The sequence below is a fragment of the Hyphococcus sp. genome (genome assembly GCF_965267305.1).
In the GTDB taxonomy this organism is placed as follows: Bacteria; Pseudomonadota; Alphaproteobacteria; order Caulobacterales; family Parvularculaceae; genus Hyphococcus.
On sequence record NZ_OZ253945.1, the window covers coordinates 1,645,202 to 1,665,586 of the forward strand.

Genomic DNA, 20,385 nt, shown 5'->3' on the forward strand with positions numbered 1-20,385 from the left:
GCGAACGATGACGCCGAAGCTGGCGCCGCAACTGATGTCTTGCAGGAACATTTCCATATCTTTGCTGCTTTGCAATAAAAAAAATGTTGCGGTGCACGATAACTGCCAATACAGTCGAAAACTGACAGGAACGACGGGGAGCTGTTATGGCGTTGGAGTCGCGTTCTAAGTCGGAGTTCGCTCCGATTTCGTTCTACGAGCCGATGCCCGGCGCGAATGTCGTCACCCTTCGCCAACTGCCGAAATCGGAGCGTGATGTGCGTATTCCATCCGGTCCGCCATCCGCCCGGACGCCTGTGGGCGGGGCGTTCAAACGCAGCCTCGACATTATGGGCTCCGCCGGCGCGCTTTTGTTTTTCGCCCCGCTCATGCTGATTATTTCGGCGATTCTTCTGCTCGAAGGCGGCCCGGTTTTCTTTGCACATCAGCGTATCGGTTTCGGCGGCAAGATGTTCGGCTGCCTGAAATTCCGCTCCATGGTGGTCGGCGCCGAATCAAAACTCGAAGCGTATCTCGCCGCCAATCCGGAAGCTCGCGCGCAATGGCGGCGCGAACGCAAGCTCGACAACGATCCGCGCATCACGCGGCTTGGCAAAATTCTGCGCGTCACCAGCCTCGACGAACTGCCGCAATTCATAAATGTGCTGAAAGGCGAGATGAGCCTGGTGGGCCCGCGCCCGATCACGCGCGATGAAGCCGGCTATTACGGCGACAAGTTCGCGCACTATCTCTCCTGCCGTCCCGGCATAACCGGCGCCTGGCAGGTGAGCGGCCGCAGCGACACGTCCTACGATCAGCGCGTCGACCTCGACGCTACCTACGCCGCGGGACAGTCATTGATGACGGATATCGATATTCTCTTCCGGACGGCGAAAGTCGTGCTCGAACGCACGGGCGCCAAATAGGCGAACCGGACGTCTCGCGATTATTTCAATTGTTCAGAAAAAGTCGGATCGTCAGAACGCGATCCAGCGCACGAGCGCAAAAACAAGTCCCCAAGACAAAACGCCGAGCGCGACGCCAAGCGCAATGCGTAACCCGCGCGGCAGCTTCTCGTCCGCACTGGGGACCGCACGGCCGCTCTCGCCTGCCGGCTTGCCGGTAAGCTTGTCAGCGCTGCGGTCGAGAACATGCTCGTCAGCAGCGCCAGAAGGCACGGCCCGGTGCAGGTTCCGCACGCTTGTGGTGTCCACGGCTTGTTTTCCTCCCATTATTGGTGACAGTTTTAACACAAACACTTCAGAAAGTTTAACAAAAAACCCTTGCTGAAAGGTTGAGGAATGCTGCGCCGCACACATCGCCGCAGACCTTGTTTTGAGCCGGTTTTGGGTCTTTAGCCCGCCAGAACAGGCTTGCAGGACGCGCTCACTATATAAGGATACCAGCCGAGCGCCTTCGAGCGGCGGCCGTAATAGCGGATGGAGCAGTCATTAAGTTCGCTGACCATGGCCCCCGCGATCTCCGCCGGATCGTAAGGCTCGAACCGCGTCGTCCAGTATTTGATGTCGAGAATGACATTATCTCGGAGGCGGTAATAAGTGGTGTTGTCGCCGCCGTCGCAGCCCTTGATGTCGCGGCAGCCCATCACCTGATAAAGCTGGCGATCGGGATTGATGAGTTCAGCACGGCCGAGATAGAGCTTGTCCTCTTTCATGGTGGCGAGCATGCCCGCGTCATAGATCGTCCTTGAGATAGCCGGGATGATTTCCTGCACCAGAAGGAATGGGGCAATGACGGTGAAAACGGCGAGCGCGGCGACGGCGACCCCAGCGCGCTTGCGGGAAAAGACGCGCGCATTTTTCGGGCCTTTATAGGCGAGGCTGCGGAAGGTCCAGCGATAGAAACTAATGATGCGTTTCGTAATTGGCGTTAGAAACCGCGTCACCGGCCGCAGCCAGCCGTTCCATACGGCATCGGCGCGACGCGTTGCTCTCTCCCAAAGCGAAGCGACCGGCGCGAAGGCGAAACCGGGCGAGGCTTGCCTGGTTTTCTTTTGACTGCCCCCCTCGTGCGCAGAGGCTTGCGCATCGTTTTCTAAACGCTGCGTTTTTTTCAGCGCATCGAGCGCGGCCTTCAGCGATTTGTCCTCGCCGCTCATTCAGCCGCCTTCGCCCCAAATGTTGTATCAGGCGCCGACGCCTCGAAGTCCCAGGAAAAATCCTCTTTCTCAGGATCGAACCGCGCCTTGATGACGCCGCCGGCGCTTTCGCCGGAATGGGCGAGCACGATTTTCGCCGCCTGGTTGATGAGATTATTCTGCACGAATTTCTGCACCTGACGCGCGCCCTCCTCCGGCAGGTACTTCTTCGCAACTATCTCCGCGATGTCGGCGTCGGGAAGATCGATCGCAATCGCCTTTTTCTGGCGCTGAAGATTGTCATTCTTCTTGGCGATCAGACGTTTGATAATGCGCTCGATGTCGGAAGGTTTGAGGGCCTTGAACAGGAGAAAATTGTCGACGCGATTGATAAGCTCCTGCGGGAAGATGCGGCGGATTTCCGCCTTGATCTCCTCGCTCGAATTTTCCGAGGTCCGCGCCGCATCAAAGCTCAGATGCTGACCGAGATTGGTGGTCATGATGAAGAGCGTGTTCTTGAAATCGACCGTGCCGAGTTCGTCCGAAAGGCGCCCCTTGTCGAGGAGCTGTAGCAAGATCTTGAAGACGTCAGGATGGGCCTTTTCGACTTCGTCGAGGAGGATCACCTGATAGGGACGGCGCCGCACCGCATTGGTGAGCATCCCGCCTTCGCCATAACCGGCATAGCCCGGCGGGGCGCCGATGAGCCGCGCCACCGTATGCTTTTCCATGAATTCCGACATGTCGAAGACGGTGAGCGCATCGGCATCGTCGAAAAGATCTTCAGCAAGGCACTCGGCCGAATAGGTCTTGCCGACGCCGGAGGAGCCGACCGCGATAAAGGAGCCGATAGGCGCTTCCGGATTATTCAGTCCCGCTTTCGCGGTCAGCACGGAATCGGCGATGGTTGCGACCGCATCGTCCTGACCGAAAATCTTCTGTTTGAGGCGCTCTTCGAGGCCGAGCGCGCGCGTCGCTTCATCGGCGTTCAAATCTTTGGTGGGAATGCCCGACATTTCGCTGAAGAGATCGCGCACATCGGCGACTGAAAGCGTCAGCGCTTCATTATTCTGGCTGCGCACAGCGCGGGCTTTCTTGTCCGCTTCCTCCAGAAGCCTCGCCGTTTCGCGAAGATATTTTTCAATCTCTTTTATCTCCAAGGTTTTGTGAGCGGCAATGTCACGCTCGGTCGGCTCCCGGCCGTTTGTCTCCTTGAAGTTTTCTCGCAGCTTGTCTTCTTCTTTCACAAGCTCGAGACGCAATTCCTCAAGCCCCCGTTCGTGTTTGCGTTTTTCGAGATAGGCCGCGCCAAGCGCCTGCGCCCGCTCCTCCCAGACGCGGCGGACGGCCTCGATCTTTTTCTCAACCTCGGCGCGTTTTTCCGCATCCGCGCCTTCCCCTTTTGCGTTAAGAGCCGCCAGTTCGCTTTCTAGGGCGTCAAGCTCAGGCGGGCGCGCCTGGCGCCGAGAGACAAACTGGCTCGCGATGCGATCACGCACGCGGAGCGCGCGCGCCGGCTGCTGGCGCATATAGATCGACAGGTTCGGATATTGCATCGTGAGATTGACGATCTCACGATTGGCATCGTCGCTGATCGTCAGATTATCGTAATGCCGTTCGATCGCCGCCTTGCTTTCCTCCAGAATCGTCATGACTTCATCGCGCCCGGAGGGCTTTTTCTCAAGGACGCTGAAAAGCTCGGTAATGTCGGAATGGGCGTTCATGATGGCGCCGAGCTTGTTCTGTCCCGGCTCGTCCCGCACCATGAGAATGCAGTTGAAAGAGCGCTTTTTGAGCTCCCGCACCAGGATCGAGATCAGCCCTTGGCACTGATTGTCCTCAATGCCCTTCAGCAGGTCATTGCCGTCTTCGACCACCAGAACATGATCGCCAGGCTTGTCGAGTTCGGCGAAAACCCGCTTGATCGACTGCTCGATCTTTTGGGGGTCATTACTGTCAAAGAGCGTGTTGGTATCAAGCAGCAAAAACCGCCGGTCGATCATATGGAGCGGCAGGCGCTTTTCATCCGGACGAATCCTGCCCTCAATCGTTTTCTTCTTTTTCTGGATGATGCCGTAAAGGTTGGCGGTCTTGCCGACGCCCGACCGGCCGACATAAATAAGATTTGAATACTGGTTCTGTCCGAGAATGCTCGAAATCTTTTCGATATCGCCTTCGCCGACGAAATTAAAATCCGGTTCGACAAGCGCGACGTAATCCTCGAGGTCAAAAAGCAGCTGGTTGTCCATCAGACCGCCTATTCGTCATCGGAGGCGTAAAGCTTCTTGTTCACGGTCGCCTCGATGGCGAGCGCTTCTTCATTGGCGCGGGCGAGGTTTTCCGACTGTGCGATCAGCTTGTCGATAAGCGCTTTGCGCTCCTCGGCGATCTCAAGCACGACATCGTTCTTGACGTCGATTGAGTCAGCCATTTCTTTCAGGGCTGCGTTGAGATCCCTGATGGAGGCGTTTTTCGCCATGCGGCCCATGAGGGCGCGCTCCATTTCTTTCGCGAGTTCGCCGAGCGCAGCTTCGGATTCTTTCGTGTATTGGCCTTTGGTGATGACCGATTGCACGAAAGTCGCAAGACCTTCGACGCGCATCAGCGTATTGTTGCCGCTCACCGCGGCGCTGCCCACGGCCAGCATCTGCTGCTCGATGGCGTCGGCGAGGCCTTCCTCCATCTGGTCCTTGAAATTGGTAAGGCTCGATTCGATCTTGCCGAGCTCGCCGGAGACCGCCGCCGTCGACTGGATCGTCTTGTCGATCGCCGAGACATGCTGATTGAGGGCGCGCTTTTTCTTCTCGTGAGTCAGCGCATCAAGGCCGCTTGCTTCCGGCACAGTATCAAACGCGCGCAGCATTTGCGCATTGTTCTCCTGCGCCTTGCGCTGGGCGTCCAGCATGACGGCCACGTTTTCCTTGGTGTTATGGGTCAGCGTGTGCACGCCGGTGACGCGCTGCAGGAGAGATTCCAACTGGTTGCGCACGCCCGTCAGCGTTTCCTCCGTATTGTCGATATAGGAGAGCGTCAGATCCGACAGCGCCTTTACGCGCTCGATAAATTCCTCATTGCCGATGTCGAGAATTTCCAGAATTTTTTCGTTGATGCGCCAATCATCCGTATCGATGAACGACTGATAGGCGCCGGTGCGCTCTTGAAGCGCCTCATTGGCGAATACGAGCTCGCCTTTTTTCTTCTCGATGGCGGTTTCCGCGACGGTCCGCTGCTCGCGCCGCCGGGTGAGAAGCTTCTTCTTCTCGCCTTTAAAGAACAAAAACGCGTCTTTTTCATCGGTCTCGATGGCGCGGGACAAGGCTTTCACCTCCGCCTGCTGCGCGGCGATGAACTCATTCAGCCCTTTGACGGCGTCCGTCGCCTCATTGAGCGCCTTCTCAAGCGCAATTTTCTCGACTTCCTTATCGCGGGCGGCGAGCATGGCGTCGATGAGGCCCTGAGGCCCGCCCTTTTGCTCAATGAGCTGGTCGATCAGTTCAAGCTTCGCCTTCAGGTCGGCCCGGTCGCCAACGAGCGCGTGATATTCTTCAAAGACGTCCTTTATCCCGGTGCGTAAGTGCGACAGCGGGTTGTCGCGAACAAGCTCGATGCTTTCCTTATTATGTTGCGTAAAGTCCGCGAGCAAAGCGGCGACAATGGCGCGGTTTTCATTGAGACGCTGCACATTGCCCTCGAGATCGTTCTCGTCGAAGGTCAAAAGCGCCATCAGCTTTTCGATCTTCTGTTCGGGATCGAGCGTCGCGTCGGTCAGGATCTTGAACGCCTCAGTGTTTTCGATCTCGGTCGTCGCCGACTCGGCGGTTTCCTGCGATCCGGAGATGCTGACCCGGCGCTCGCGGCGTTCCTCTTTCGCCGTCTCGCCCTGAGTCTGGCGCAGCCGCGCCCGCACAGCCTCGAACCGGTTGGTAAGATCGTCATCCGCCATGAAAAGCCCCTTCTCCCTTGAATGCCCAAACTAGCTGAACGCCGGGGCAAGCCCGGCAGGATCATGCGGCGGGCCGCCACGTTGGGCAAGCCGCCAGCGCCGACGATCCGGCAATACTTTTTGGAACTTAACGTGCGCCCGCCAGACCCGGCGACCGCATCCCCGCGCCCTCCTTGTTTTAAGGATATGTTGCCGCAGAACGGTTTTTTCAAGATCATCAACGCTTAACGGAACTTCAGTCATTCTCGCTGGACAATTGGCCCGCGGATGAATACCCGCTATCACAAAGCATCGAATGCGGAACGGAAGATGAAACCTTACAAGCGCGGCGGTCCATTGGCGGTTCTCGGCATGTCCGGCGTCGGCAAGACGCGGATCGCCTCCATGCTGCGCGCCGAAGAGCGCTGGTTCCATTACTCCGTCGATTACCGCATCGGCACGCGCTACATGGACGAGGCGATTGAGGACAATTTCAAGCGCGAGGCGATGAAGGCGCCGCTGCTGCGCGAACTTCTCCTTTCGGATTCCATCTACATCTCGTCCAACATCACCTTCGACAATCTGGAGCCGCTGTCGACCTATCTCGGCAAGCCCGGCGATCCAGCGAAGGGCGGCATTCCCTTTGACGAATATGTGCGCCGCCAGCGCCAGCATCGCGAAGCGGAAATCCGCGCCATGCTCGACACGCCGCTCTTCATCGAAAAGGCGAAGACGATTTACGGCTATGACAAGTTCATCTGCGACACGTCGGGGTCAATCTGCGAGGTCGTCGACCCCGAAGATCAAAACGATCCCGTGTTAAAGGCGCTCTCCCACAGCTGCCTTATCATCTACATCGCCGGCGACGAGGCGCATAAGGACGCGCTGAAAGCGCGCTTCAACAAGGCGCCCAAGCCCATGTATTACAACGAGACCTTCCTGCGCCAGGTCTGGGCGGAATATCTTAAGGAAACCGGCGTCGCTGAAACGCAGGTTGATCCCGACGCTTTCATCCGCTGGGGGTTCGCGCGTCTCATCGACTGGCGCGCGCCGCGCTATGAGGCGATTGCAAAAAACTGGGGCGTCAAGATTTCCGCGCGCGACGTGGAAAAAGTGAAAACGCCGGACGATTTCCTCGATCTCGTGGACGCGGCGCTCGCGAAAAAACCGGCGAAGCCCCAGCCGCTTTTTTAAAACGCAGCGCTTCACCGCTAATGCGGCAGCGTCAGGTTTGAAATCAGCGAAACCACTTCCGGCATGCGGGCGCAGCCGGTTTTCTCGATGATCTTGCGGACCTGGGTCCTGACCGTGTTGATGGAAACGCTCCCATTTTCCGCAATCTGCTCAACGGAGACGCCGGCGCCGAGTTCACGCGCGACGCCCGCCTCCGCGGCCGTCAGATCGAACAGCGAGCGCAACAGATCGATTGACGGTTTCGATTTCCGGTCGATGGGATTGAACACCAGAAGCGCATAGCCCCTGGCGAAGATGTCATGCGCCGACCCGCTGACGGGAACCACATGCGCCACATAGGCGGGACGGCCGTCGTCCGTTTTGATGGCGAAGGATTGAACCGCCGAGCGCGTGTCGAGCGAACCGAGCGCCTTCTGGAACAACTCGTTGGCGTCGCCGTCTTTCAGGACAAGCCGTTCATTTGCGCCCCAAAGGATCGCGTCGGAGAGCGTATCGGCTTCGCTGCTGCATTCGATGCCGGTCCCGTTGAGGTCGAGAAGAATGACGGGTACGGACAGTTTCGAGAACGCATCCTTGGCCGTCGTCGCGGTCTGAAGCCCCATGCGCGCCGCCATCATCGCCGCGCGGGCGAGGTGCGGCCGCATTTCATTCAGCACACTGATGTATGGCGTCTCGATGGGGCCGCGCTCTCGGGCGCGCTCGACGCTGAGCACGATATGATCGCCCGTGGGCATGATCAGCCCCGTGCCCGCGGACCAGCCGAGATCGCGCGGATAAAAGAAATCCTGATAGATGTCGTTGTTCTGCAGCTCGTCCTCGGTCCAGTAGTCGAGCTCGGTCAGAAAAGCCGAATGGGCCTGTTCGAGAAGGCACACCCGCCGTCCGCAGCGGCGGAACCAGCCGCCTTTCAGATAATCGTCAAAGGCGCCGTAGACGCTGTCGCTCGCCGTCCAGTTGAGGGTTTTTTCCTTGGTCGACAGCAGGAGCCCGCCTTTGGAGTCCGTCATCTCCGCAAGCTCGCTGAGGATTCCCGGCCAGAGCGCGGGCGCGAAGGACGCCTCGTAAATGCGGTCGATGAATTCCGAACTCATGCCCCTTCCCGTCATACGCAACTGCGCCCTTATCCTCTTCTAAGACATCAAAGCGATCAACGCCTCTGTTGTCGCGGGAGCGGGAGCGCCGGCGCAACGGCCGGCGCCGCGCTCCCTGTTCGCTATTGGGCGGACGCGGCGGCGAGCTCAGCGTCGCAGGATTTGCCCTGATAGAGCCCGACCATATAGAGCCAGCGCCGCTCGGCGATCGCCTGTTGCTGGGCTTCGCGCTCTTTTTTCTTCTTGGACGACTTGCCGAGAAGCCCGCCCACCTGGCCGATGGCGCCGACCGCGCGGCCCGCCCCGGCGGAAAGCGCCGCCTGCTGCGCAAGCCCCGTGCCCACATTGGCGAGATGTTCGCCATCCATCAGCGCTTCCGACGGGTTGCCGCCGAGCATGGTCTCCATGGCGCCGACTTCCGCGACGATCTGCGAACAGCTCATGGCCGCGTCGCCGAATTTCATCGGCTGGGTCAACAACGGCGCGTCGTCCTCGGCATGGGCCGCGCCGGCGGCGATGAAGGCGAGACCGAGCGTAATTGAAAATGAAATGATGAGTGCGAAAACTCTGTACATGGCGGATTTCCCCTTCCTGAAGCCTTGGGTCTGAAACAGCGTCTTCAGCGCATCGGCCACGGGTCTGCGTATTGGCCCTCCCCCCGGATGCGCCGAAGACGAGACCCAATATAGGAATCGCCCGGCCCCCGGCATCATCAAAATTGATGACGGGAAGATATGGATGTGAGGCGGCGCCGCCGCGGCCGCAAAGGCCCGAGCGTATCAAATGAGAGGAGCGCGGAACGCGAAACATCCTCATCGCTTTAGTGAAGCACATGGACGCATCGCGTCCCGCGCGGCGGTGTTTTGTCGGACCGGCGGGCCCGGCCGTAATGACGACCCCTGACGGTTTTTACGCGCCAGAGTTGAAATGCCGCCAGAAAGCCCGGGCATCTGCGACCGGCGATCCCCCGCCTCCTTCCGTAACGCAGGAGACAAAAGAACTGCGCACCGCGATCCGGACCAGCGAATTACGGTAGCGCTCACCGCCTCTCAATATCCGGACTGCGGGGCAGTATACGGCAGAAAAAAAGGTGGTGAAAACTTATCCACCCCCTCCGGAATGGCCTTATACTTGCCGCCGCCCCCTGCGTCCCCCGTGGTAAAGCCCCTCTCCCGCTGGCGGGGTCGATTGGGGCCCCAACCCCAATCGACGGGTTGGGGTGAGAGCGCAGCCTTGGACAGAGGCGCCACGGTCAAAGCCCCTCTCCCTTCTGGGAGAGGGGTTGGGGTGAGGGTGTCAACGCCTGGAGGGAGAGGGGTTCAACGGGGCCCCAACCCCGTTGAACGGGTGAGGGTGGCGCCACTAGGTGCTAAGCTCTCCGTATGACGCCGAAACCCCAGATCACCCGCGCAAGGCGCCTGCGGCAGTCCGCAAACCTGCCCGAACAGCGCGCATGGTCGGCCTTACGAACCTTGCGCAAGCATGGCTTTCCGGTGCGGAGGCAACATCCCATCGGTCCTTACGTCGTCGACTTCGCCATTGTTCGTGAACGGCTCGTCATCGAAATCGACGGCGGCATCCACAAGCTCGATGAGATTGCGCTGTGCGATTCGGAGCGGGATGAATTTTTGAGGAAAGAACGCTGGCGCATTCTGCGTATTGAGGCGTCGCACGCAATGGACGAGGATTATTTGCTTAAGAGGGTGACAGACTTTTTGGGACTTTAACCTCGCCCAACGGCGTTGGGCGCCGCTGAACCACCCCCTCACCCCAGCCCTCTCCCCCAAGGGGGAGAGGGAGGAAGGAGGAAGCGGAAATTTCATCAAGCTGCTGCGGTTTGGGCTTATACTACAGCCCGCCACTAGAGTTTTTTTCGGTATAACACCGAAACATATTTTCTATTTTATTTGTAGCATGATGACCGAAAACAAACCGACCGCGCCAACAATGAGCGGAAAAATAAATTCTAAGATAATGTAGTTGATATACGTTACTGACCAGACAGGTTTTAAAGAAAAGCGATTCTTCTCTGCCGCAATCTCTATCTCTTTCTCCTTTTCAGAAACTCTTTTAGCAAACTGATCCTCGTTTGATGTCTCCGCCTTTAGGGCGGCTAAAACTTTCTGAGACGCTTCCATGAGGACATTTGCTTGAATATCAGCTTTCCTAATCTTATCAGAAACTTCTTTTATGTGCGCTTCGCTCTGTTTTTCTAAATCCTTGCCTTCATAAAGATGCTGCCGAGCCCCAAAGGCCTTCCCCATTGAGTGGGAATAGCTTTGAGTTATAGGTTGCAAGAAGAGGTTAACGTGTAATGTATTCTCAATGGGACCAATCAACATCATCAATCTAGGCAAGCGGTTCACGCTTTCATCAATCGCGATTTCATACACCCTCTCCAATAAATCACTTCCGTTTTCTGGCAGAGGCTTTTTCTCGAACATGGTGTTTAATTCTTCGTACGAACGTCGATACCTATCTTTGTTGTCAATTAAAGCCTGCAGTGTTTGCATTCGAAGGGTTATGCTTATGCGGTCCTGACTATCTTTCATGCGAAATATATCTTGGACTAATCTTTGCTCTTTAGGTGATAGGCCAATATCAATTTTCTCTGCCATCGCAGAGAACAAAAATGAAATAAAAAAGTAAAATATGAAGACCGTTAGCGTAAGGTAGAGCGCTGCCTCATCTAGCTTGATCGTGATGCCCAGCAGGCTGGCCCCCATATTAACATCAATGCCTCCATCAAAAAAATATAGGGCAGAAATACCTGCCGAAAGCAACATTAATGCTGCTCTCGTCTGTCTAGTTTGACGCGATAAATATTCTGGGACCACTTCGCCTCCCCAACGCAATTTTTGCGTAGTAACTTCGTTCTACCAAATCCCCTTGCCACTCCCCGGCAGGCCCAGCCTCTCCCACATATCATCCACGCGTCGAACCACATCCTCATCCATGCGGATTTCCTCGCCCCATTCGCGGTTGGTTTCCGGCGGAAGTTTGTCGGTCGCGTCGAGGCCGATCTTGGAGCCGAGGCCGGATTGCGGCGAGGCGAAGTCGAGATAATCGATGGGCGTATTCTCGATTACGGTGATGTCGCGCACCGGGTCCATCTTGGTGGAGACCGCCCACATCACGTCTTTCCAGTCGCGCGCATCGATGTCGTCATCGACGACGATGATCCATTTCGTGTACATGAACTGGCGCAGATAGGACCACGCGCCCATCATCACGCGCTTGGCGTGGCCGGGATAGGCCTTCCGCATACTGATCACCGCGATGCGGTAGCTGCACCCTTCGGGCGGCAGCCAGAAATCGACGATCTCCGGAAATTGCTGCTGCAATAGCGGAATGAACACCTCGTTCAGCGCTTCGCCGAGAACGCTCGGCTCGTCCGGCGGGCGGCCGGTGAAGGTCGAAAGATAGATCGGGTCTTTCCGGTGCGTGATCGCGGTGATGGTGAAGACCGGAAACTTCTCGACTGAATTATAGTAGCCCGTGTGATCGCCGTAAGGGCCTTCATCCGCGTAATCGTCGAGGGAGACATAGCCCTCCAACACGATCTCCGCTTCCGCCGGAACTTTCAGCGGCACGGTCTTGCAGTCGACGAGCTCCACCTTTTTCCCGCGCAGCAAGCCGGCGAAGTGATATTCCGATAACGTATCCGGCACCGGGGTGACCGCCGCGAGGATCGTGCCCGGGTCGGCGCCGATCACCGCCGCGGCGGGCAGCGGTTCGCGCTTTTCCTTGCCCCAGCGCGCATGGTGCTGGGCGCCGCCGCGATGTTTGAGCCAGCGCATGATCGTCTTGTCGCGCCCCAGCTTCTGCATCCGGTAGATGCCGAGATTGAAATCGTCCTCGCGTTTCGCGCCCGGTCCTTTGGTCACGATCAGCGGCCAGGTGATCAGCGGCGCCGGCTCCCCCGGCCAGCAGGTCTGGATCGGGATTTGGTCGAGATCGATCTCGTCGCCGGTCTTCACCACCTCCTGGCACGGGGCGCCCCAGTCTCTCGAAGCCGGCTTCATGGCCATGACGGTTTTGGCGAGCGGCAGCATGTCGAGGGCGTCCTTGAGGCCGCCCGGCGGTTCGGGCTGGCGCAGGAAGGCGAGGAGCTCCCCCACTTCGCGGAGGTCGGCGCCGGTCTCGCGCGCCTTGCCTTCGAGGGTCACGCCCATGGCGACGCGCTTCACCGTGCCGAACAGATTGACGAGCACCGGCATCGCTGAGACCGACCCGTCATCCATCACCGGCTTTTCGAAGAGCACCGCCGGCCCGCCCTCCGCCAGAAGCCGGGTCTGGATCTCGGTCATCTCAAGTTTCACGGCGACCGGCTCCGCGACGCGCACAAGCTCGCCCGCTGATTCGAGCCGCGCCAGAAATTCGCGTAAAGACGCCGAAGGCTTCACCGGTTTCGTCATCGAACTTCCTTCTTTCAGCGACCGGACTTCGTTTCCGGCGCCTTGTCGCCTCACTTCAGCCCGGTTAACGCTCGCTTCACCAAATTGTAACCGCTTGGCTTAACCTATTTTTTCCGCCTCCCCTTTACGGTAAAGGCGCCGGAGCATACCTTATCAACGCGCCGCACGGGATAGCGTCGCGTCAAGACAAAACCGCCCAGTTTGCGTTCCCCGGAAGGGTCCGGGCCTCTCGTAAAGGGTATTGGGGAGTTCACTCGGCATGTTGCCGATCGTGCATCAGGTGTTCGGATCGTTGCTGGTCATTGCGGGTCTCATCGTCCTGCCTCTGCCGATTCCCTTTGGCCTGATCATGCTCACCATCGGTTTTGCGCTGCTCGCCCCTTACATGCCGCCGGTTCAGCGCCTTATCCGGCACATGCGCGGCAAGTGGCCCAATCTCGACGGCCAGTTGCGCCGCTGGCGCGACCGCATGCCGCCGGTGATCAAGTCGACCATCGACAAGACCCATCCGCACCCCGCGGAGTAGGCTCGCCTCTCCATTTTGCATCCGACTGCCAATCCCCCTAAGCTCCCTTGAGGGACGCATCGAAGGGGGAGTTTCCATGAAACCGGGACGGATTTTTCTCGCCGCCATGGCGGGGGCGCTGTTGTTTTCGCCGGTGCTGGCGAAGAAGGCGGACAGCCGCGCCTATGAAGGGCCGATCATCGACGTTCATCTTCACGCCTATCCGGCGGACGGCAACGGGCCGGCGCCGAATGGCGTCTGTCCCGGCGTCGCCGCCGATCTGCAATACGATCCGCAAACGCCCTGGCCGGCGAAAATGGGCGCGCTGATGACGGACCCGCCCTGCGACGATCCGATCCAAGGACCCGCGACGGATGAGGAAGTCCGCGACCAGACCATCGCGATCATGAAGAAATACAAGATAAGAGGCGTGCTCAGCGGCCCGGCGGATCGCATTGCGGACTGGCAGGCGGCGGCGCCCGGTCTTTTCATCCCGGGGCGCGAGCTCAGCCTCAAACGCGACGATGTTTCCGCCGAGGAGATTGAAGCCGAATTCGTGAATGGCGATTTCAAGGTGCTCGCCGAAGTGACGAACCAGTATCGCGGCGTCCTCGCCGACGATCCCGCCTTCGACGCCTATTGGGCGGTCGCCGCAAAACACGACATTCCGGTCGGCATCCATCTCGGCATCGGCCCGCCGGGCGCGCCCATGCTCTATTCCAACTTCCGCGTCCAGACGCCGCTGCAGATGGAGGCGATCCTCAACCGCCATCAGACCTTGCGCGTCTATCTCATGCATGCGGGCTTTCCGTTTACGGACGATCTGAAAGCCATGCTCTATCTTTACCCGCAGCTCTATGTGGATACGGGCGTGTTGCAGCTCGCCGCGCCGCGCGAGGATTATTACGCGTTTCTCGAAGAGATCGTGCGCGCCGGGTTTGGCGACCGCATCATGTTCGGTTCGGACCAGATGAACTGGCCCGGCATGATCGAGGAGGGCATTAAAGCCATCAACGACGCGCCCTTCCTCACCTATGAACAGAAGAAAGACATACTCCACGACAACGCCGTGCGGTTTTTACGGCTTGAGGAGTAGGCGTTGTGCAAAGCCACGCTTACTCAAATTGGCTGAACGTTAGAAGATCCTTATCTACCGAGTCAAAATACGACACCAACGCATCAGAACCTTGCTTCTTCCAGAGCTCATGCTCATCTTTTGACAAGAACACAACCAAGCAGAAGCGATAGACTTTCCCATTCAGGGAAAAGCTTTCTTCTAAATCACATAAGATTCCAGAAACGGAAAGCGGGACAAGCACAACTGCAACGACCCCAGAGGCAAGCAAATTCTTATCTTCAAACGCAACAACATCTGTCGGTTCTAGCTGTTTTCCCTCCTTCTCAATCTCCTCTAGATTCGAAATCACTTGCCGGATTAAATTGCGGTCGCCATCACTCACAGTAATAAAAATAGAGGGCGTATTTGCAGGGATATTAAATATAACGAACAGATCATGATCGGGCTTAACCCTTGCTACGACTTGACGAAACTTTTCTTCTCTTCCGATCAGCTCGTTTTCAAATGTTTCGCATTCATCATCTACATGTTCCAAAGCAAGAACTCGTGAAACAATTTCTCCTTGTATGACTGGAATTCCCATGGATCAGCTTCCTGAAAAATCCGGCTTCCGCTTTTGCATAAACGCCATGCCGGCTTCCTGAAATTCCGCTGACTTCAACTGCGCGGCGAAGTGGACGCCTTCTTCTTTCATGCGCGCGAGGATCGCGTCGCGGTCGCCCTTCATCAGCTTCTTAGTCAGCTTCATCGCCGCCGGCGCTTTTTCCGCAATGGCGCGCGCCGCGCTCATCGCGGTTTCCTCGAGCGCGTCCGGCGTCACGACCTCATTCACAAACCCGAACTCGCGCGCGCGGTCCGCGGCGATCTTCTTGCCGAGGATCAACATCTCCGCCGCGCGGGTGTGGCCCGCGATCTGCGGCAGCAGGAGACTCGACGCGGCTTCCGGCACCAGGGCGAGATCGACAAAAGGCGTGTGGAACGTCGCGGCCTCCGACGCGTAGACGAGATCGCAATGAAGAAGCATGGTGACGCCGACGCCGACCGCCGGGCCCTGCACCGCGGCGATCAGCGGCTTTTCGGCGGTCGCGATGGCTTCAAGGAACCGGATGACCTGCGGCTTTTCTCCGTCCGCAGGGCTTCCCGCGCCAGACATGAAGTCCGCGATGTCGTTGCCCGAGGTGAAAACATCGCCCTTCGATTCGAACAGCACCGCCCGAATCTCATCGTCCCGGTCCGCCTCGGCGAGCCCATCGGCGAAGACCCCATACATGGCCTGCGTAATGGCGTTCTTTTTCTCCGGCCGGTTGAAGCCGAGCCGCAGGATCGGGCCGTCCCGGGAGACGGAAATGTGATCGGTCATGGAAACTCCAGAGGTCTTTAGAGATCGTGACTTGACGCAATCGCACGGCAAGGATCAAGAACGGGAAGCAGTTTTGTGAGCCGATAATGCAGATTCGCATCCTCGAGACCGGCGAACCGCCGGAGCCCCTGAAAACCCAGTTCGGCGATTATTTCGTCATGTTCCAGCGGCTTTTGTCGCCCCATTCCTCACGCTTTTCCTATTCGACCACGCGAGCCCATCAGGGCGAGCCGATGCCGAAAATCAGCGAGTTCGACGGGCTTCTCATCACCGGCTCGCCCGCCGGTGTCTACGACGAATTCGACTGGATCGAACCCTGCGCGGAGCTTGTGCGGCAGACTGCGAAAGCCGGAAAGCCGCAGGTGGGCATCTGCTTCGGCCATCAATTGATGGCGCAGGCGCTGGGCGGCAAGGCGGAGAAATCCGACAAGGGCTGGGGCGTCGGCGTCCACGACTACAAGATCGCCGCGCAACGCGACTGGATGAACCCACCATCCAATCACATCGCCTGCGCGGTCTCGCATCAGGATCAGGTGACGGCGCTGCCCAAGGACGCGCGCATCCTCGGCGGGTCGGAATTCTGCCCCATGGGGGTTCTGGAATTCGCCCAAGGGCCCGCAATCTCTTTCCAGCAGCACCCCGAGTTCTCTCACGATTACGGCGAAACCCTCTTGCGCTTTCGCAAGGGCCGCATTCCGGCCGACCGCGCCGATCCCGGCATCGCCAGCTACAAGAACCGTTCGGACCGTGAGCTGATGGGCAAGTGGATCGCGAATTTCTTCCTGCAATTTGATCGGTGATAGATGACTGACCTCATCCTCGGCATTGGCGACAAGAACCTTTCCTCCTGGTCGTTGCGGCCGTGGTTCCTGATGACCCAAGCCGGCGTTCCGTTTACGGAGGAAAACATCAGGCTCGACCGGCCGGAGACGCGGGCCATCCTGAAGGAGAAATCTCCGTCGGGCCTCGTCCCCTATCTTATCCACGGAGACGTCAAAATCTGGGATTCACTCGCCATCATGGAATATATGAGCGAACTCTTTCCGGATAAAAAACTATGGCCGGAAGACAAACAAGCCCGCGCCCTCGCGCGTAGCGTTTCCGCGGAAATGCATTCGGGCTTTTCCGCGCTTCGCAATGTCTGGCCCATGATGTTCTTGCGCAAAGACATGCAGCATACGACCCAGAGCGGCGTTGCGCGCGACATCGAGCGGATCAACGATCTGTGGACGATGTGCCGGAAAGAGTATGGCTCCGGAGGCGACTTCCTGTTCGGCAGATTTTCCATCGCCGACGCCATGTACGCGCCGGTGGTCTCCCGCTTCGTCACCTACGGCCCGGTAAAGCTGTCGCCCGAGGCGGCGGCCTATCGCGACATGATGTTCGCCCTCCCCGCCATGAAAAAATGGGGCGACGGGGCAAAAGCAGAGCTCGCTTCGGAATAAGTTGCCTTGATGCGCAGTCGCTTCTTATTCTGCAATCCAGGCAGGGTGCGGTTTACGGCATGCAGACGACCGAGTCGGAGGTGACTTTTCTATCGATGGGCGTTCGCCTTAGCGGAACCATCGAACGCCCAGGCTCGCCGCCCATCGGGACAGTTTTGTTGTTTTCGGGGTCTGGCCCGCAGGACCGTGACGAATCCATGGCAGGCCATCGGCCTTTCGCGCGGCTTTCACACGACCTCGCAGCCGCCGGATACGCCGTACTGCGCTGGGACGACCGCAGCGTCGGAGGTTCGGAAGGCGACTATCTCGCCGCATCGGCGGAGACGCTCGTTGAGGATGGAGCGAACGCGATGTCGCTCATGCGCGCGGAGACAGGCGATGCGCGTCATATTCTGATCGGTCACAGCCAGGGAACGCTGATCGCCGCGCGCACCGCAGCGGCTCATAGTGATCAAACGGCGGCGTTGATTCTGCTCGCCGGGATGGGCGCGCCGGGCCGCGAAGCCCTCCTCGATCAGCATTGCGCGATCTGCCGCGCCGAAGGCTGGGAGGAACATGAGATTGCTGCGTCACGCGACGCCAAGGCGGAAATTTTCGCCGCGCTCGCGGCGGCGCAAGGGCGCCTGGAGTCAGGCGAATCCGCAATCCTCGTTCTGAAAGACCTCGAACAGAAACTTTACCAAAGACTTCTTGGCGGTGTTCCCGTCGACAGCCTTTCCGAGAGCGAAAAGGCGGACATTGGCGCCGCCGTCGACGATCTCCTGGAGTGGGAATGGCGTTACCTTGTCACCGTTGATCCTGCGGATGATCTCGAAAAAGTCGAGTGTCCCGTGTTCGCCATGACCGGAGACAAGGACACGCAGGTTGACGCCGGCAAAAACCTTGAAGCCATCAGAACGGCCTGTTCCAATGGCCGGGCGCCCCGGGTCGACGTAAAAACGCTTGAGAACCATAACCATCTGTTTCAGGAAACGGCCTCCGGCGCGCTCTCGGCTTATGAAACGGCCGGCCCGCCTTTCTCGGACACGGCGCTGGCGGCCATCCGGCGATGGCTCGCCGCAATAAACGCCTGAACGGCGCCGCGCGCCGTTGTCGCAGGCGACGCCTTGCGCGGTTCGGCGCGAGCCTCTATCCCGTCGCCCATGCAAACACCTGAAGCCCAAGCCATTCTCGAACGCCTGATCGCGGACGCAAAAGCCGCGGGGGCCGAGGCCGCCGACGCGGTCCTGTTCCATTCCGTTTCCTCGGGCGTCTCCTGGCGCATGGGGAATCTGGAAGACGTGGAGCGGTCCGAGGCCGCCGATCTCGGCCTCCGGGTGCTGATCGGCAAGCGTCAGGCCAGCGTTTCGACCACCGACCACTCCCCCGCGGGGCTTAAAGAACTCGCCGAGCGCTGCGCCGCCATGGCGAAAGCTGCGCCGGAAGACCCCTATTGCGGTCTCGCGCCGGCCGAGCGCCTCGCCAAGGAGCCCTTCCCCCATCTCGATCTCGGCGATTTCGAGGAGCCGTCGACCGACGCTCTTAAAACCCGGGCCGCCGAATGCGAAGCCGCGGCGTTCGCCGTCAAGGGCGTTGTCAATTCGTCCGGCGCTGGCGCCAGCTATGGCGAGGGATGGAAATGGCTGATGACAAGCCACGGCTTTTTCGGCCAGTCGGGCGGATCGAACCATTCCGTTTCGGTGAGCGTCGTCGCCAAAGACGCGAACGGCATGGAGACCGATTACGACTACGATTCGAAAACCCATCTGAGCGATCTCAAAAGCGCTGAGGCCGTCGGCAAACATGCGGGCGAGCGCACGGTGCGCCGCCTCTCCCCGAAAAAGATCAAGAGCCGGACGGCCCCGGTGATCTTCGACAACCGCCTGTCGAGCTCCCTCGTCTCGCAAGTTGCGGGCGCGGTGAACGGCGCGGCGATCGCGCGCGGCGTGAGCTTCCTCAAAAACAAGATGGGCGAGAAGATTTTCGCGGACGGCATCAACATCATCGACGACCCGCACCGCCCCCGCGGCGCAGGCTCGCGTCCCTTCGACGGCGAAGGCGTCGCCAATGCGGCGATAGACCTCATCAAGGACGGCGTTCTGACCGCGTGGTTTTTGAATTCATCGCAGGCGGCGCAGCTCGGCCTAGAAACCAATGCGCGCGCGACGCGCGGAACCGGCGGCGCGCCGGGTTCGGGCGCAACCAATCTGACGCTGCAACCGGGAGCGCGGTCTTTCGAGGACTTGCTCAAAGAGGCGAAAGAAGGCCTCCTTCTCGGCGACATGTTCGGGCCGCAGGTGAACCCCAATACTGGCGACTATTCCGTCGGCTGTTCCGGCTTCTGGGTCGAGAACGGCGAAATCGCCTATCCGGTGAGCGAGATCACCATCGCCGGCAATATTCTTGAAATGTATGCAGGATTAGTTCCTGCAAGCGACCTTGAAATCCGCGGGTCCATCAACGCGCCGAGCGTGCTCGTTCCGGCGATGACCATCGCGGGCGACTAACTATAACGGAGCGTTTCATGAGCGACCAACAATTGCTGCATCTCGTCTTCGGCGGCGAGCTTGAAAATCTCGAAGAGGTGAAATTCCGCGACCTCGACAAGCTCGACATTGTCGGCGTCTATCCGAATTACGCCGCAGCGGAAAAGGCCTGGCGCGCCAAAGCGCAGCAGACCGTCGATAATGCGCATATGCGCTATTTCATTGTCCACATGCACAAGCTTCTCGACCCGGACGGCGACGGAAAGTTCTAACCTTGCAGCTATGAGCAAGGGCGTCGCTCTCAAAGACCGCATCTGTGCGGAGCTTGAAGAATACGACGGGAAATCCCCGACGATCCTTTCTGAAATCGCTGCGCGCCATGGCGGCAAGCGTTCATTTCTCGACGCCGTCATCGCCCTTTGCGCCGATAATGACGGGACCGTCGCCAATGGCGCTACATGGATCGTCAAACACCATCTGGATGAGGGCGGCGCGCTCACGCGCAAACGCACGGAGGCGCTTGTCGCTGCTTGCCCCTCCGTGACGGACTGGATGGCCCAGCTTCATATCTGCCAGAGCATATCCCGCCTGGCGCTGCCCCCGGCCCAAGCCCGCCTCCTCGCGCCGTGGCTGGAGCCGCTTCTGACCCACAAACGTCCGTTCTTGCGGGCCTGGTCCCTTGACGCCCTGTGCGCGCTGGCGGCCCTGGATGAAACAATCGCGAAACAAGCCGGACGCGCGCTCGCCGCCGCCGGCGAAGACCGGGCCGCCTCGGTCCGCGCCCGCGCGCGCAATATCAAGCTGGCGTGACCCGTTCAACGAACATGCTA

At 59.0% G+C, this 20,385-nt stretch carries 21 protein-coding genes; 11 read left to right on the forward strand and 10 right to left on the reverse strand.

Translation table 11 applies throughout. The annotated features are described in order from the left end of the window. The first annotated feature begins 146 nt into the window (after window positions 1–146). The gene (locus ACQY5P_RS07765; protein WP_428410166.1) at window positions 147–905 is read left to right on the forward strand and encodes a sugar transferase; all 759 of its coding nucleotides are present in this window, start codon (window positions 147–149) and stop codon (window positions 903–905) included. A gap of 51 nt (window positions 906–956) precedes the next feature. Here the strand turns inward: ACQY5P_RS07765 and ACQY5P_RS07770 are convergent, their stop codons facing one another. From ACQY5P_RS07770 to ACQY5P_RS07785, 4 genes are all read right to left on the reverse strand, one after another. Beyond that, on the reverse strand, window positions 957–1,193 hold the full coding sequence (locus tag ACQY5P_RS07770) for a hypothetical protein (RefSeq protein WP_428410167.1): 237 nt from the start codon (window positions 1,191–1,193) through the stop codon (window positions 957–959). A gap of 140 nt (window positions 1,194–1,333) precedes the next feature. Further along, window positions 1,334–2,098, reverse strand: a complete 765-nt coding sequence (locus tag ACQY5P_RS07775) for a hypothetical protein (RefSeq protein WP_428410168.1) — start codon at window positions 2,096–2,098, stop codon at window positions 1,334–1,336. Further along, complete coding sequence (locus ACQY5P_RS07780; protein WP_428410169.1) at window positions 2,095–4,326, reverse strand: AAA family ATPase; 2,232 nt, start codon at window positions 4,324–4,326, stop codon at window positions 2,095–2,097. Before ACQY5P_RS07780 ends, ACQY5P_RS07775 begins: the two co-directional genes overlap by 4 nt. An 8-nt stretch (window positions 4,327–4,334) precedes the next feature. Continuing rightward, a complete protein-coding gene (locus ACQY5P_RS07785) occupies window positions 4,335–6,020 on the reverse strand; it encodes a hypothetical protein (RefSeq protein ID WP_428410170.1) in 1,686 nt (561 codons plus the stop codon). 309 nt (window positions 6,021–6,329) lie between these two features. Between ACQY5P_RS07785 and ACQY5P_RS07790 the strand changes: the two genes are divergently transcribed. Then, window positions 6,330–7,193, forward strand: coding sequence for an ATPase (locus ACQY5P_RS07790; RefSeq protein ID WP_428410171.1), 864 nt, complete (start codon window positions 6,330–6,332; stop codon window positions 7,191–7,193). 17 nt (window positions 7,194–7,210) lie between these two features. Here the strand turns inward: ACQY5P_RS07790 and ACQY5P_RS07795 are convergent, their stop codons facing one another. After that, the gene (locus tag ACQY5P_RS07795; protein ID WP_428410172.1) at window positions 7,211–8,284 is read right to left on the reverse strand and encodes a helix-turn-helix transcriptional regulator; all 1,074 of its coding nucleotides are present in this window, start codon (window positions 8,282–8,284) and stop codon (window positions 7,211–7,213) included. A 122-nt stretch (window positions 8,285–8,406) separates the two neighbouring features. Next, window positions 8,407–8,859 (reverse strand): hypothetical protein, encoded by a 453-nt coding sequence (locus ACQY5P_RS07800; protein ID WP_428410173.1) that lies wholly within the window; start codon window positions 8,857–8,859, stop codon window positions 8,407–8,409. An 807-nt stretch (window positions 8,860–9,666) separates the two neighbouring features. Between ACQY5P_RS07800 and ACQY5P_RS07805 the strand changes: the two genes are divergently transcribed. Next, complete coding sequence (locus ACQY5P_RS07805; RefSeq protein WP_428410174.1) at window positions 9,667–10,011, forward strand: endonuclease domain-containing protein; 345 nt, start codon at window positions 9,667–9,669, stop codon at window positions 10,009–10,011. A gap of 171 nt (window positions 10,012–10,182) precedes the next feature. Here ACQY5P_RS07805 and ACQY5P_RS07810 read toward each other — a convergent pair whose 3' ends face one another. Further along, window positions 10,183–11,121, reverse strand: coding sequence for a hypothetical protein (locus tag ACQY5P_RS07810; RefSeq protein WP_428410175.1), 939 nt, complete (start codon window positions 11,119–11,121; stop codon window positions 10,183–10,185). A gap of 39 nt (window positions 11,122–11,160) precedes the next feature. Next, window positions 11,161–12,702 carry a UbiD family decarboxylase gene (locus tag ACQY5P_RS07815; RefSeq protein WP_428410176.1) on the reverse strand — a complete coding sequence of 514 codons (1,542 nt, stop codon included), beginning with the start codon at window positions 12,700–12,702 and terminating at the stop codon, window positions 11,161–11,163. Between the two features lie 259 nt (window positions 12,703–12,961). Between ACQY5P_RS07815 and ACQY5P_RS07820 the strand changes: the two genes are divergently transcribed. Both ACQY5P_RS07820 and ACQY5P_RS07825 read left to right on the forward strand, forming a co-directional pair. Beyond that, on the forward strand, window positions 12,962–13,228 hold the full coding sequence (locus ACQY5P_RS07820; protein ID WP_428410177.1) for a PGPGW domain-containing protein: 267 nt from the start codon (window positions 12,962–12,964) through the stop codon (window positions 13,226–13,228). A gap of 76 nt (window positions 13,229–13,304) precedes the next feature. After that, on the forward strand, window positions 13,305–14,303 hold the full coding sequence (locus ACQY5P_RS07825; RefSeq protein WP_428410178.1) for an amidohydrolase family protein: 999 nt from the start codon (window positions 13,305–13,307) through the stop codon (window positions 14,301–14,303). 19 nt (window positions 14,304–14,322) lie between these two features. On the opposite strand, the gene ACQY5P_RS07830 is transcribed toward ACQY5P_RS07825, so the two are convergent. Beyond that, window positions 14,323–14,868: a hypothetical protein gene (locus tag ACQY5P_RS07830; RefSeq protein ID WP_428410179.1), complete on the reverse strand. Its 546-nt coding sequence runs from the start codon at window positions 14,866–14,868 to the stop codon at window positions 14,323–14,325. Window positions 14,869–14,871: 3 nt separating this feature from the next. Beyond that, window positions 14,872–15,645: an enoyl-CoA hydratase gene (locus ACQY5P_RS07835; protein ID WP_428410180.1), complete on the reverse strand. Its 774-nt coding sequence runs from the start codon at window positions 15,643–15,645 to the stop codon at window positions 14,872–14,874. Between the two features lie 86 nt (window positions 15,646–15,731). On the opposite strand from ACQY5P_RS07835, the gene ACQY5P_RS07840 reads away from it, so the two are divergent. From ACQY5P_RS07840 to ACQY5P_RS07865, 6 genes are all read left to right on the forward strand, one after another. Then, on the forward strand, window positions 15,732–16,445 hold the full coding sequence (locus ACQY5P_RS07840) for a glutamine amidotransferase-related protein (protein ID WP_428410181.1): 714 nt from the start codon (window positions 15,732–15,734) through the stop codon (window positions 16,443–16,445). A 3-nt stretch (window positions 16,446–16,448) separates the two neighbouring features. Further along, window positions 16,449–17,090, forward strand: coding sequence for a glutathione S-transferase family protein (locus ACQY5P_RS07845; protein ID WP_428410182.1), 642 nt, complete (start codon window positions 16,449–16,451; stop codon window positions 17,088–17,090). 59 nt (window positions 17,091–17,149) lie between these two features. Beyond that, window positions 17,150–18,163 (forward strand): alpha/beta hydrolase, encoded by a 1,014-nt coding sequence (locus tag ACQY5P_RS07850; protein ID WP_428410183.1) that lies wholly within the window; start codon window positions 17,150–17,152, stop codon window positions 18,161–18,163. A gap of 69 nt (window positions 18,164–18,232) precedes the next feature. Then, window positions 18,233–19,576 carry a TldD/PmbA family protein gene (locus tag ACQY5P_RS07855; RefSeq protein WP_428410184.1) on the forward strand — a complete coding sequence of 448 codons (1,344 nt, stop codon included), beginning with the start codon at window positions 18,233–18,235 and terminating at the stop codon, window positions 19,574–19,576. A 17-nt stretch (window positions 19,577–19,593) separates the two neighbouring features. After that, entirely contained in the window at window positions 19,594–19,827 is a 234-nt protein-coding gene (locus ACQY5P_RS07860) for a DUF4170 domain-containing protein (protein WP_428410185.1), read from the forward strand. Between the two features lie 10 nt (window positions 19,828–19,837). Then, a complete protein-coding gene (locus tag ACQY5P_RS07865; protein ID WP_428410186.1) occupies window positions 19,838–20,365 on the forward strand; it encodes a hypothetical protein in 528 nt (175 codons plus the stop codon). Window positions 20,366–20,385: the final 20 nt, after the last annotated feature.